The organism is Vibrio rumoiensis 1S-45, from assembly GCF_000286955.2.
Lineage (GTDB): Bacteria > Pseudomonadota > Gammaproteobacteria > Enterobacterales > Vibrionaceae > Vibrio > Vibrio rumoiensis_A.
In genome coordinates, this window is sequence record NZ_AJYK02000097.1 from 1 (window position 1) to 12,340 (window position 12,340).

General features: G+C 40.2%; 9 protein-coding genes. 5 read left to right on the forward strand and 4 right to left on the reverse strand.

What is annotated here, in order from left to right; all coding sequences use genetic code 11:
* Positions 1–107: 107 nt before the first annotated feature.
* From A1QC_RS13605 to A1QC_RS13620, 4 genes are all read left to right on the forward strand, one after another.
* The gene (locus A1QC_RS13605; RefSeq protein WP_017023925.1) at positions 108–1,961 is read left to right on the forward strand and encodes a LamG-like jellyroll fold domain-containing protein; all 1,854 of its coding nucleotides are present in this window, start codon (positions 108–110) and stop codon (positions 1,959–1,961) included.
* Positions 1,962–2,122: 161 nt separating this feature from the next.
* Positions 2,123–2,884 carry a 2-dehydro-3-deoxy-D-gluconate 5-dehydrogenase KduD gene (gene kduD / locus A1QC_RS13610; protein WP_017023926.1) on the forward strand — a complete coding sequence of 254 codons (762 nt, stop codon included), beginning with the start codon at positions 2,123–2,125 and terminating at the stop codon, positions 2,882–2,884.
* 111 nt (positions 2,885–2,995) lie between these two features.
* Entirely contained in the window at positions 2,996–3,634 is a 639-nt protein-coding gene (locus A1QC_RS13615; protein ID WP_017023927.1) for an RpiB/LacA/LacB family sugar-phosphate isomerase, read from the forward strand.
* Positions 3,635–3,925: 291 nt separating this feature from the next.
* Complete coding sequence (locus tag A1QC_RS13620) at positions 3,926–6,706, forward strand: polysaccharide lyase 6 family protein (protein WP_017023928.1); 2,781 nt, start codon at positions 3,926–3,928, stop codon at positions 6,704–6,706.
* Between the two features lie 205 nt (positions 6,707–6,911).
* Here A1QC_RS13620 and A1QC_RS13625 read toward each other — a convergent pair whose 3' ends face one another.
* Both A1QC_RS13625 and A1QC_RS13630 read right to left on the reverse strand, forming a co-directional pair.
* On the reverse strand, positions 6,912–8,798 hold the full coding sequence (locus tag A1QC_RS13625; protein WP_017023929.1) for a putative nucleotidyltransferase substrate binding domain-containing protein: 1,887 nt from the start codon (positions 8,796–8,798) through the stop codon (positions 6,912–6,914).
* Between the two features lie 114 nt (positions 8,799–8,912).
* The gene (locus tag A1QC_RS13630; protein WP_017023930.1) at positions 8,913–9,632 is read right to left on the reverse strand and encodes a FadR/GntR family transcriptional regulator; all 720 of its coding nucleotides are present in this window, start codon (positions 9,630–9,632) and stop codon (positions 8,913–8,915) included.
* A 533-nt stretch (positions 9,633–10,165) separates the two neighbouring features.
* Between A1QC_RS13630 and A1QC_RS13635 the strand changes: the two genes are divergently transcribed.
* Positions 10,166–10,882: a FadR/GntR family transcriptional regulator gene (locus A1QC_RS13635; RefSeq protein WP_017023931.1), complete on the forward strand. Its 717-nt coding sequence runs from the start codon at positions 10,166–10,168 to the stop codon at positions 10,880–10,882.
* 128 nt (positions 10,883–11,010) lie between these two features.
* Here A1QC_RS13635 and catB read toward each other — a convergent pair whose 3' ends face one another.
* Together catB and A1QC_RS13645 are read right to left on the reverse strand one after the other, a co-directional pair.
* Complete coding sequence (gene catB, locus A1QC_RS13640; RefSeq protein WP_017023932.1) at positions 11,011–11,634, reverse strand: type B chloramphenicol O-acetyltransferase; 624 nt, start codon at positions 11,632–11,634, stop codon at positions 11,011–11,013.
* A gap of 184 nt (positions 11,635–11,818) precedes the next feature.
* Positions 11,819–12,340, reverse strand: a 522-nt coding sequence (locus A1QC_RS13645) for a GNAT family N-acetyltransferase (RefSeq protein WP_017023933.1), incomplete at its 5' end; no start/stop codon positions are given.

Consider the following 12,340-nt stretch of genomic DNA (forward strand, 5'->3'; position numbering starts at 1 on the left):
GCAATACCGTATGGATACATTTAGATAGTGAATAAATAGCTCAATCACAATTTCAAAAAGAACCTGGAAATAAAACAAGGTTCGATAAGACCATTAGGATGATGATTATGAAATTAAAAACACTCGTACCACTTATTTCTCTCGCTTTAGCAACCATGCTCTCAGGCTGTAATACTGATGGTTCAAGCGATCCAGCCAGCTCTAGTAGTGGCTCAGGTGACAGTAGCTCTAGTGGCGGTACCTCAGAAACAGTAGCAGTTTCCGCTTTAGCCGGTGGTTACTGGGAAATAGGTAATTCAAGCGCTGCTTCTTTGAGTAATGACCTATCTGTTTATGCAGCAGAAGATCTCCCTAATGTGTATGTTTTTAATGATGGAACTCAATACTATTACGATGATGATGCGACACCAGGTACTTATGTAGTTAAAACTCACAAAATTACTGAAGACATTGAAGCTGGCACATTATCATTCACTTATTACGATGTTAGTGGCGCGACTGTTATTGATGGTCATCACAAAGTATTAAACGGCATTTTATCAATTGATACATCAAGCTTTGGTGTTCTTTCTGGTACCGATCATTCTGAAAATGACGCTGTGAAAAACGCAGTATCACAAGCCAATGCGAATTCAGGTATAGCACTTGCAAATAAAGTAGCAAAAATTTTGGATACCACGACCGAGGACTCTGGTGAGTTACGTATTAAATTCGCAGATTCAGACACAGATGTTGGTGTTGATACCATTGCTGCTGGTAAATTAACCTTTGATCTTACTTATCAGCTAGATGAAGATACCGCGCAAAATAATTCTGAAACTGGCGATAGTATCTACCTATCTCTATACAATGCTGACGGCACATCTAACTCAAATCTACACACTCAAATCATCTTGACTAAAGGTATGATCGAATACCGCACAGCAGATGGAAAAACTACTGTTGAGGGTACTTTCGAGGAAGGTAAAAAATTAGAAGTTGAATTAAGTTGGACAGCAACTGGTGCAACTTTCTCTATTAATGGAACCTCATTCCCTGTTGAAAGCTATGGCCCTCAAAATGCCGTTGCGGTTGTTTCTATTAAACTCGGCGATACCAGTGACACCACGCAATACGAAGCGCTGATCGATAACCTTGAATTATTCTCAGGTAGTTCTTCTGTATTTAGTGATGATTTTGAAAAGTACACAGATGGTCATGACCTATCTGCCAACCCTTATAATAAGAGCACATTTGAAGCGACTGTTATTCAATTAAGTGGCTCTACTGGTTCAACTGGTAGCGATGACACTTCTGGTGGCGATTCAACTGACACTGATTCTGGTACAGATACGGGTACAGGAGAAGGTGTAACCGATAATTTTGATTCTTATACTGCAGATACGCATATAGCAGAAACGAATTCTGGTTGGAAATCATATAATACTAGCTTCGATGACAATACACTTTCATCAATTGCAGTCGTCAGTAATGATCAAGCAAAAAGTGGTTCTAACTCATTATTAATCGAAGATTTAGACAGTAAAAAGCCATATGCAGTTCGTGAGTTTTCTTCTGCAGCAACCACTGGCTCAGTATCTTTAGATGTTTATGTACCAAGCACAAACGAAAAAAGCGTATATATCAATATTGGAACAGATAAAACTGATGACGCCCGATTTTTTGAAGTAAGGCTATCAAGTGGAAGTTTATATATTGAAGCTGGTGATAAAGTTGAGGGTGTAGATCCAGACATTAAATTGCAAAGCGCAGTGCCAGAGGATGCTTGGAATACAATTACTCTATCTTGGGATAATGGAACAGTTGAGGTATCTGTAAACGGTACGTTGTTGCACACTATAGATCAATCTGAAACGGGTTTATCTGCAGAAACTCCTTCACAGTTGACCTTATACACTGGCGACAATTCGAGTACTGGCACCAAAGCCTACTTCGATAACGTTGATTCAGATTTATTCTAATTAACCCATCTGGCTTACAAACCAAAAAAGCAGCTTGGATTAGCTGCTTTTTTATTACCCTTTACTTAGGTTTACTGTGATGCTTCTAACATTGGATCGTTACCATGATAAGCATCTACCCACCGTTCCATTGCTCGTAAAGATAGATATAAGGATACGATATGATTTTAAACGCTTTTGATTTGCAAGGAAAAGTAGCTATTGTGACTGGTTGTAATACGGGTCTTGGACAAGCGATTGCGTTGGGTTTAGCGGAAGCAGGTTGTAACGTGATTGGGGTTAATCGATCGGCTCCGAGCGATACCATCGAGAAGATGAACACAGCAGGTTACCAATTCTTAGATGTTCGCGCTAACCTTCTCAATCAAGATGAAATCCCTTCAATTATCGAACAAGCGATGACTGAGTTTGGTCACATCGATATCTTAGTCAATAACGCGGGCATTATTCGCCGGGAAGATGCTATCGAGTTCTCAGAGCAAAACTGGGACGATGTAATGAACATCAACACCAAAACGGTTTTCTTTCTGTCACAAGCGGTAGCAAAGCAATTTATCGCTCAAGGCAACGGCGGCAAGATCATTAATATTGCTTCTATGCTTTCTTTCCAAGGCGGTATCCGCGTTCCCTCTTACACCGCTTCAAAAAGTGCTGTCATGGGGCTCACCCGAGCCATGGCGAACGAATGGGCGAAAGACAACATCAATGTGAATGCGATTGCTCCGGGCTATATGGCAACCAATAACACAGCAGCCCTTCTTGCCGATGAAGAACGCAGTAAAGCCATCCTTGAACGTATTCCGGCCGAACGCTGGGGAACACCTGCTGATATTGCTGGCCCTTGTGTGTTTTTAGCCTCAGACGCTGCAAGCTACATTAATGGCTACACCCTTGCGGTTGATGGTGGTTGGTTAGCACGGTAAGCCAGACAAAGTGCTAATTTAGACAATGCTAGACACTTAACTTACTCATGCTGTAACGCAACAACATGGCTTCATTTTTACATTTTGTAGAGAATCGACTGGAGAAATTGAATGAACATTGCACTGATGATGGAAAACAGCCAAGCAGGAAAAAACGCAACCATTCTCAATGAGCTAAAAAGCGTCGTTGAACCGCTAGGTCACCGTGTTGCAAACGTCGGGATGAGCGATGAAAACGACCATCACCTGACTTACATTCACTTAGGTATTCAAGCAAGCCTACTTCTTAACTCTAACGCCGTGGATTTTGTTATTGCAGGTTGTGGTACCGGCCAAGGCGCAATGATGTCCCTTAACTTACACCCGGGCGTGACTTGTGGTTATTGCTTAGAACCCTCCGATGCTTTCCTATTCAACCAAATCAACAACGGCAACGCATTAGCATTAGCCTTTGCGAAAGGGTTTGGTTGGGCGGCAGAATTAAATGCACGTTACATCTTTGAAAAAGCCTTCACAGGCCCTCGTGGTGAAGGCTACCCTGCTGAGCGCAAAGAACCACAAGTTCGCAACGCTGGTATTTTAGGGGAAGTAAAAGCCGCCGTGAACAAGGAAAACTACTTAGATACACTGCGCGCTATCGACCCTGAATTAGTCAAAACAGCCGTAACGGGAGAGCGCTTCCAACAATGCTTCTTCGATAACTGCCAAAACGATGAAATTAAAACTTTTGTGCGTGATCTTTTAGTTTAATTATCCTCACTCACCTTAAGAGGAAGCCCCTATTGCTTCCTCTTTTTTATCAATATCCAACCAATTCTGATCAACTCACTCACCCCACCAATGTAACAAAAGATTAACATGAGTTTCTTTTTTAAGCGCTTTTCTATCAATTTGTGATCTTGATTTATAATTTAATAATACAAATATTAAAAACAAGAATCACTTCAAAATTTTTTTTCAAATATGTTCTAAATTCTTGGTGCCAAAATGAAGTTCTAACTTCAAGTGCAAAGGAAAAAATAATAATAAAAGGATGAGAACATGATATTAAAGAAAAGCTTACTGAGTCTTTCCATTATTTTCTTAATGGCAGGTTGTAATACTTCCGATGAAGATTCGAATATAAATACCAATAACGAAACCGCAACCTCTTCTGAATCTAAAGATAATACTCAAAGCACCGATTCAAAAGAGAGCACCAATTCAGGGAGTACATCTGGAGGCTCAACCCCTTCCACTGGCAGCGAAAGTGACAATGACACTGATACTTCGACTCCAATCGTAGCAACGGAACATATTGTCCCTAATTTACCAACCGCTATTTTGACCGTTCCTGATGTAACTTGTACGGAAGTATTCCGATCTACATCTGATTTAGAAGACGCAGTATCAAAAGAAATGGAACCGGGTACAACCCTTTGTTTAGCCGATGGAAGCTACAGCGATCTAGAAATCACTTATGGTGGAATGGGCACACAAGACAAACCGATTAAAGTTGCGGCTGAAAACCCAGGGAAAGCCATTCTCACTGGTGATGTGCAAATCATCATGGGCGGGCAATATACCCAACTACAAGGCCTAGTCTTTGATGGCGCAACGACTTCGAGTAGTAATCTAATTTCGACTCGCTTTGGCACTCATGATCTTTGTAACCATTGCCGGATCACTGAAATCGCCGTTTTAAATGTTGATACCCATTTAGGCATTACCTCTGGAGATACCAGCTCTGGTGAATGGATACATATTTTTGGTCAAAATAACTGGCTTGATCACAGCATCATTAGCGGTAAAACCACCGCCTCTCCAATGATTTCTTTTAACCGCTGGGTTGATTCTGAGTGGGATGATGAAACCAAACAAGCCGAACTGGCGAAAAATATTATCGTCTATAAAAATTACATTGCTAACCGAGCCCCCTCTGAAGGAAAAATGTTTGCCGGCAGCAGTGACAATAATTACGAAGCCATTCGAACGGGTTTAAGTGAAACTCACCACTTTGATGCGAACTCTCTCATCGTCGGTAATTTATTTGAAAATATTCAAGGTGAGGCTGAAGTTGTCTCCAATAAAGGGACAAATAACGTCATCAGTTACAATACCATTCGTAATAGCTATGGCTCACTCACAACTCGTCATGGTAATAGTGCGAAAATAGAAAATAACTTCATTTTCGGTGATGGTTACCCATTTGCAGGTGGTTTACGCATTGTCGATGGTAATCATTCAATCGTGAATAACTACATCTCAGGGGCGCGCTACAAAAATACCTCACATCATGGTGGGATTGTTATTCTAGGATCGGACGGGGCAAGTGATGGTGATAACGGCTACCAACAGGTCACTAACGTCCATATTGCCAACAATACCATTGTCGATAGCGTAAACAGCTTAAATATTGATGGTGGTGGCAAAAGCAAACAACCGAATACGGTTTATCTCGCCAATAACTTAATCGATAAAGCCATTGGCCCTGTTATTACTGAAGCTGCAAGGGGCTTACCACCAACGTCAACCGTGGTTGGTAATATCATTCATGGTCAGTCTTTCTCAGATGATAACGCGGTTCCATTAGGCACGAGCGGTTTTGAATTTATATCAGCAGGCTTAACAATGTCTCACGATGGTTTGTATCGACCAAGCCTAAACACACCAAACTTAGATGTTGTCTCCAACTATGAGAAAGGCAGTTTTTCAGCCGTGATAAAAGACATGGATGGTGAAGACCGTCTTGAATTAACCATGGCTGGCGCAGATGAGCATTTAGAATCTACTGATACTCGCTCGTTAAAACCACTGCAATATCAAGATGTCGGGCCGATTCATTATCAGCTTGAAAAGCCAGTGGGCATCATTCAAACCGAAGCATTAACCAATGTAGGGTTTGATGATCAATTGACAGGTTGGACATATTCCGATGCTTCTATCGTAACGGATGATTTATCTTTTTCTCGTTCTGCTAGCTTAGAGATAGGCGGTTCAGGATACGCTTCTCAAGCAATAACGCTAACACCAAATACACGCTATTCTGTTTCAGCCTTTGTTAAAGGGCCAGCACAGTTTGCAGTGAACGGCGTGGGTTCTCAAGGGTTTAATAACACTAGTAATGAGTATTCTTGGGTGAATTGGGAGTTTCATTCAGGTTCTGTTGAGCACAGTGAATTAACCCTATCACTTTCAGAAAATATCGATCGAAATACCGAGATCGGAGACCACCAGCTAACTGCATTTAGAAGTAACAGTGGTACTAGTGAGGTTTGGATAAAGCATGCTGATAACGATAACGGCAAAGGCGATGTTGGCAGCTCTGGAGATACCGCTTTTGATTCGAGTGGTTCAGCGCGTATCCGCTTTAGAAGCGCCACCGATGATTTTTCTGCAACACCCGGCCTAAGCCAAGTAGTTGATAACCTTCAAGCCAATACCGATTATGTTTTCTCTTTGTATTATTACGACAATAAAAAAGACTCATCATTAAGCGAGCTTGATTTTGGTGTCAAAGTCGTCAATGGCAATGCCTTAATGGGCGAAACCATTGCAGAGAAAACCGTGCACGTTCGTGATTTGGATGATGCACCACAAGGCTCTGTGAAAACAGGCTTTAGAAAAGTAGAAGTTGCGTTTAATTCTGGTGCGAATACATCGGTAGAAATCTACGCATTGATGCGCATAACCGATTCAAGTGCCATCGATCTAGATAGCGATATTGGAAGTCAAACAGAAGTACGTGTCGATGAATTCGCGTTAACCTATCAAGGCGCTCCTGCTTCAGACACCAAAGCCTATTTTGATGATATTTTAATGATTAAACGAATTGAAAAATAAGGTTATCTACCTTAATTAATCAAAAAGGAAAGATAATCAAAAAACATTGAAGTTGCAGTCATTATGAATATAACCATAATGCTGCAACTTCAATTTAAAGCATATAATCGATAAAAGGAAATCGAAAGAAAGCAACTACGCTCATCTGTACTGGCTCATCTGTACTGGCTCACCACTTCAAGCCGCACTTTCTATCACCAATACTTTAATGACTGATCGCTCCAAACCTCAATTTAGCAGCCTCTTGCATATCTGCAATGATTCGGAATGCATCTTTTAAATGTTGACGTTCAAAACTTCCGAAGTTATTTGGATCGATGTAGTTATCTGGTACTTCGCCTTGCTTGAGCTTTTCAAGTTGATGGCTGTATCTAAATTGCGCGATGAAATGATAAGCACCAATAATATTCTTATACATATTTTCACTCAATATTCCGGCATCTCTTGCGGCTTTAAAACGCTCTTCTGTACCTGATGACTCACATTCCACCGCTAAACCATAAATACGAGCTAAATCAATAATCAAATTAATCGCATATTTTTTAATATTAAGTACTTTTGTTTGATCACCATTTTTTTCTAATACTAAGCTATTAAAAATACCTAACGGCGGATTCGTATTCACCGCATCTCTCACCAATGCTGATAAAAATGTCCTATTCTCAAGAATGTTTTGGTGTAGTTCATCACGTAAAATATTGGTGTATTCAGCATTACCGTAAATAGAACGAATTTCCAAAAACACACTAATATTCAGCAAACATTCATATTCAGGGTTAGCGACCCATTTTTTATAGTATTCTTTCCAGATCGAGAGCGGTTGACACCATTTTGGCGTCGCAGCCATAAATTTCCCAGTACATAAAGGATAGCCGCATCGATCTAAACCATTAGAAACATAGCTTCCTAAATGACGAAAATAAATTTTATCACTATTGGTGGCATCGTCGGACAGAATAAGCGCCGTATCTTGGTCTGAAGTAATGTTCAACTCATTACGAGCATGAGAACCCGCACTGATCCAATTGTATTCACAAGGTGGAGTGCCTAGTTTATCTATGGCAATTTGAATCAATCGACGAGTATAAGCATCCATAATCATCGACATCACTTTACCGATAATATCGGAAGCAACTTTACCTTCAACTAAGGCTTCAAAAATAGCCTGGCGTTCTGAAGTTAATAACGACAACTCCGACACACTGTTGGTGTACTTGATTTTTTCAATCAAAAAGATGGCTTGCATGCGGTGATTTTGCACTAAATGCGTTGTCGTTAACAAACCGACGGCTTTGCCTTCATGGACCACAGGAATATTACGAATATTGTGCTCCATCATCATTGAGGCGGCTTCAAGAATTAAAGCATCAGGGCTAATCACAAATGGGTTTGGTGTCATCACTGTTGAAATAGGATCGCTTAAAGGTGCGCCATGAGCAATAACACGCTTTGTCATATCTCTATCGGTAATAAGCCCGATAATTTTATCGTTTTCATAAATCACTGCGCACGAACAGCGCTTCACAATACGCATTTCATGAGCTACTTCTTTAATCGTCATATCAGAAGTTACGACAGCAATAATGCCACTGGCAACTTCACCCACACGTTTAATAAACAACCCTTTTTCTTTATTGGACCAAACCACATCATGCGCAGTTTTTAAACGAACTTGCGCTTGGGACGCAAAGTACTCTGCATACTCAGGTTTACGCTCAAATAATCGCACTAAAGAAGAGTGTGGGATCAAATACAATAATGAGTTTTGCAATGCTACCGCAGTATAACGGTTGTCTTCATCTGCCGTTCCATCTAAGAAAGTAAACCCAAAAATATCATCGCTACCTAACCTTGCACGTAACTGCCCATCAAGCTTTCTCTGCTCCATTGCCCCAGTACGCACAATGTATAAATACTTTTCATTTTGGTTTTCATAAGGATCGATGATTTCGCCGCGGCTTACGTAAGTAATTTGTACGATGGAAGCCAATTCGCTAATCACATCTTTAGGTAAATTATTAAAGGGCTCAATAGTGGCAATGTATTGCACTATATTGGCTAATAAAGAATTATCCGAATGTGATTCGCTCATAGAAACCTCTAGTAATATTATTGTAGGATCTATTGTAGCAATCTATTACGAATTTTAGGCATAAAAAAAAGCAGCTGAAAGATATTCAACTGCTTTAAATTTCAAAAGTTTGAATTAAATCAATGGCGGTAAACGGTGTTTCGATTCTTGCAAGTGGTTTGCTGAACAAGTACGCGCTTTATCCGCATTGCCAGCCATAATTGCTTCGTAAATATTGCGGTGTTCTTGTAAACAAAGATCACCTTTTTGAGATGAATGAACAATAAAGTTTTTGTACATTGTCATCAAAATATTGCCAAAAGGCAGGTAAAAATCATTGCCTGTCGAATTGAAAATTAAGTTGTGGAATTTCATATCGATTTCAGTCCACGCTTCTTGATCAAACTCTTCCGCTTCAGAAACATCACACATCTTTTGAAAGGTTTCTGAAAGCTCAATTCTTTGCTCTACCGAGGCAAACTTAGCCGCCAATGCACAAGCTTCAGGTTCAATAGCGCGGCGAAGGCCTAAAAATTGATGATAAAAAGTTTCGCTATCAATGATGCCATCCATCCACTCAATTAATTGTGGATCTAGAAAGTTCCAATTAGAACGGTGTACTACACGAGTACCAATTTTAGGTCGAGATTCAAGTAAACTCTTTGAAGTAAGAAGTTTTACTGCCTCACGCAATGCCGTACGGCTTACTCCAAATTGCTCACATAACGCCATTTCACCAGGAATAATCGATCCTTGTGGTAATTTACCAGAAAGAATACCCCTTGCTATTTCACGTGCTACTTGCACATGTAAACTTCGTTTGGAACCGGAAATAGAACTAAACTCATTTGACATAATATTTCTTCTTATTAGATTCTTGTCATATTTATGGACATTGTAACATTTAACGCTGTAGCCAACAGTTATTTTGTAGCGCGAAAAAGTGATGTGGCTCACTTATCCTGTTGTCGGATTATAGCGATAACCTAAAGTATTTGAAATTACCGCTGAAGCCGCAGTTATACGACCAGTTACGATATACCAGTGCATCTCAACCTTCTATAACATCAAGTAGCACTTCAAATCTCAAGAGCATCATCCTATATCGATAGATATATGCCTTAGACCTCGATCACATAATCAGTTATTGGTGGTAATGTGAACAGTTTATGTGGTTGACAGTTATTAGTGCTATTGTATGATTAATGTGTATTTAGGAAATACCTGCAACATCAGTTCCCCCCAGTCTGATGTTGTAGTCAAACTACTTTGATTGTCTCTTATTTACTTAGCCGGCATTTGTACAGTTGGTTAAGTAAATATCAAGGCATTGCTATGAAATTACTGCCAGTGCTTCACTGGCTTTTTTCTTTTTAAGAGAGCGCAAAATGAGCGAAGATACTTTTTGTTTTACACCAATGACTTATCGGCTCAATGTTTATATTGCCCAGCAAATTGCCACGCAAATAATTAGTGGCCAATTGCCTGTCGGCTCAAAACTACCCAATGAATTAGACCTGTGTAAAACCTTTGGTGTTAGCCGGACAGCATTGCGAGAATCGATAAAGTTACTCTCTTCAAAAGGATTAATTAGCTCCAAACCTAAAGTCGGAACGTTTGTCCAGCCTAGAAAATATTGGCAATTTTTAGATAAGCAATTACTCGAATGGTTAAAAGATGGTGAAGACCCTCAGCATTTCTTGGAGCAATTTTTAGGATTACGAAAGTCGATAGAGCCTGCTGCTTGTGCCTTTAGTGCCTTATTTGCGACGGAAGAACAAAGAGCAAACCTAACCGCACATTTCAATGACATGGAAGAAGCCAGTAAAATACAAGATGCCGATGCATGGACTCACGCAGATCTGTCATTTCACTCTTTAATTTTCCAATCCACATCGAATGATTTTTTCACGCCCTTTGGTAATGTTCTCACCACCGTGTATCAATGTTTCTTTAACCATTCTTCTGTTCGCGGTCATTTTTGTATTAAAGAACACAGGGCCGTTTACCAAGCGATCATGGACAAAGATCCTGATGCTGCCAGATTAGCGTCTAATATCCTTCTCAAAAACAACCATGAATTACTCTCATTAAACCCTGCGTAGGTTGATTGGATTTTATTCACATACAAACAAAAAAGCCTCATAAATCAAGACTATTATTAAATAGAGCGATTTATGAGGCTTTTTTGACCATCACGGCTCAGAAACTCATATAAGAGCTGCGTTAAATATCACCACCCTTTCCAGTGTTGATACAAACCATCAATATCCGACGAGCATATCCACGCCATTGCACCTTTAATTTGCTCATCACTCCAATCCCACCACTGCATTTCCAATAATTGCGCTATTTCCACATCACTAAAACGAAAACGGATGTGTTTAGCAGGGTTAGAGCCCACAATCGAATAAGGCGCCACATCTTTTGTCACCACAGATCGGCTACCAATTACCGCACCATCACCAATCGTGATGCCACTCATGATCATCGCTTCTGCGCCAATCCATACATCATTACCAATGATGGTGTCTCCGGCACGTTCAAAGCCATCAATCGCATCGGGGAAATCTTTACTATCTTGATAGAAGAATGGAAAGGTACTCGCCCACTCATGCCGATGCCCTTGATTTCCCGCCATCATAAACACCGCACCAGTTCCAATCGAGCAATAACTGCCAATGATCAGCTTATCCACATCACCACGGCCAGAAATTAAATAGCGAGCACATTCATCAAAACTATGCCCATGGTAAAAACCAGAATAATAGCTGTGTTTACCCACAATAATATTGCGATTAGTCACTTGTTCTTTTAAAGACTTTCCCGCAAAAGGGCTATTAAAATAGTTTTCCATTGATGACCTTAAATATTGGATGAACCTTTCGGCACTTTTCGTGAATGAAGTAAATTATATTTTTTAACTGAAAAACTGCTATCCCGATTATGTATAACGTCTACTTAATTGGGCTGAAATAGTTGGCTAAAATTTGTGAGGAACGAACCATAGCCAACTGTTGACGTTCCGTTTGAAGCACATGTTAGGCATAGGCTGCTTTATTTAGCACCCATCTTTCTAGCTCTTCATTGTCTCCATCTACGACAGTGCCTCTAAAGATGAAATTGTTAGCTTTTACAACATTAAGTGAAGCAACGTTAACTGGCGAAATCAAAGCGACTACGTTTTCAACTAGACCGGTTCCAAACGCTAAACTGCAAAGTTGACTAACCGCAGACTTTGCCAATCCACGGCCTCGCTGCTTAGGTGAAACATTGTATCCAATTTCCACGTCACCACACTTGGGTTCATATTTAAAACCACAAAACCCAACAACATAACCCTGAGACAGCATCATATAAGGTAATGCCCACATTTCAGCTTCAACGTTTTGAGCCTGATACAGTGAACGATTGAGTACATGTTTAGGTGGAATAGATCCATGACAAAGCTCAATGGCGAAACCAATTGTTCCCGTAATCAATTGGTTTAACTGTTTTTTATTTACCTGCTGTAGCTTCATTTTCCACTCTATGCCTAAACATAATGACTCCCACGAAGGTGC

What these genes read in the sequence shown, in the direction of transcription:
- kduD (WP_017023926.1), top strand. Translation starts at nt 2,123, where the DNA reads ATGATTTTAAACGCTTTTGATTTGCAAGGAAAAGTAGCTATTGTGACT.
- A1QC_RS13615 (WP_017023927.1), top strand. Translation starts at nt 2,996, where the DNA reads ATGAACATTGCACTGATGATGGAAAACAGCCAAGCAGGAAAAAACGCA.
- A1QC_RS13635 (WP_017023931.1), top strand. Translation starts at nt 10,166, where the DNA reads ATGAGCGAAGATACTTTTTGTTTTACACCAATGACTTATCGGCTCAAT.
- A1QC_RS13620 (WP_017023928.1), top strand. Translation starts at nt 3,926, where the DNA reads ATGATATTAAAGAAAAGCTTACTGAGTCTTTCCATTATTTTCTTAATG.
- A1QC_RS13605 (WP_017023925.1), top strand. Translation starts at nt 108, where the DNA reads ATGAAATTAAAAACACTCGTACCACTTATTTCTCTCGCTTTAGCAACC.
- A1QC_RS13630 (WP_017023930.1), bottom strand. Translation starts at nt 9,632, where the DNA reads ATGTCAAATGAGTTTAGTTCTATTTCCGGTTCCAAACGAAGTTTACAT.
- catB (WP_017023932.1), bottom strand. Translation starts at nt 11,634, where the DNA reads ATGGAAAACTATTTTAATAGCCCTTTTGCGGGAAAGTCTTTAAAAGAA.
- A1QC_RS13625 (WP_017023929.1), bottom strand. Translation starts at nt 8,798, where the DNA reads ATGAGCGAATCACATTCGGATAATTCTTTATTAGCCAATATAGTGCAA.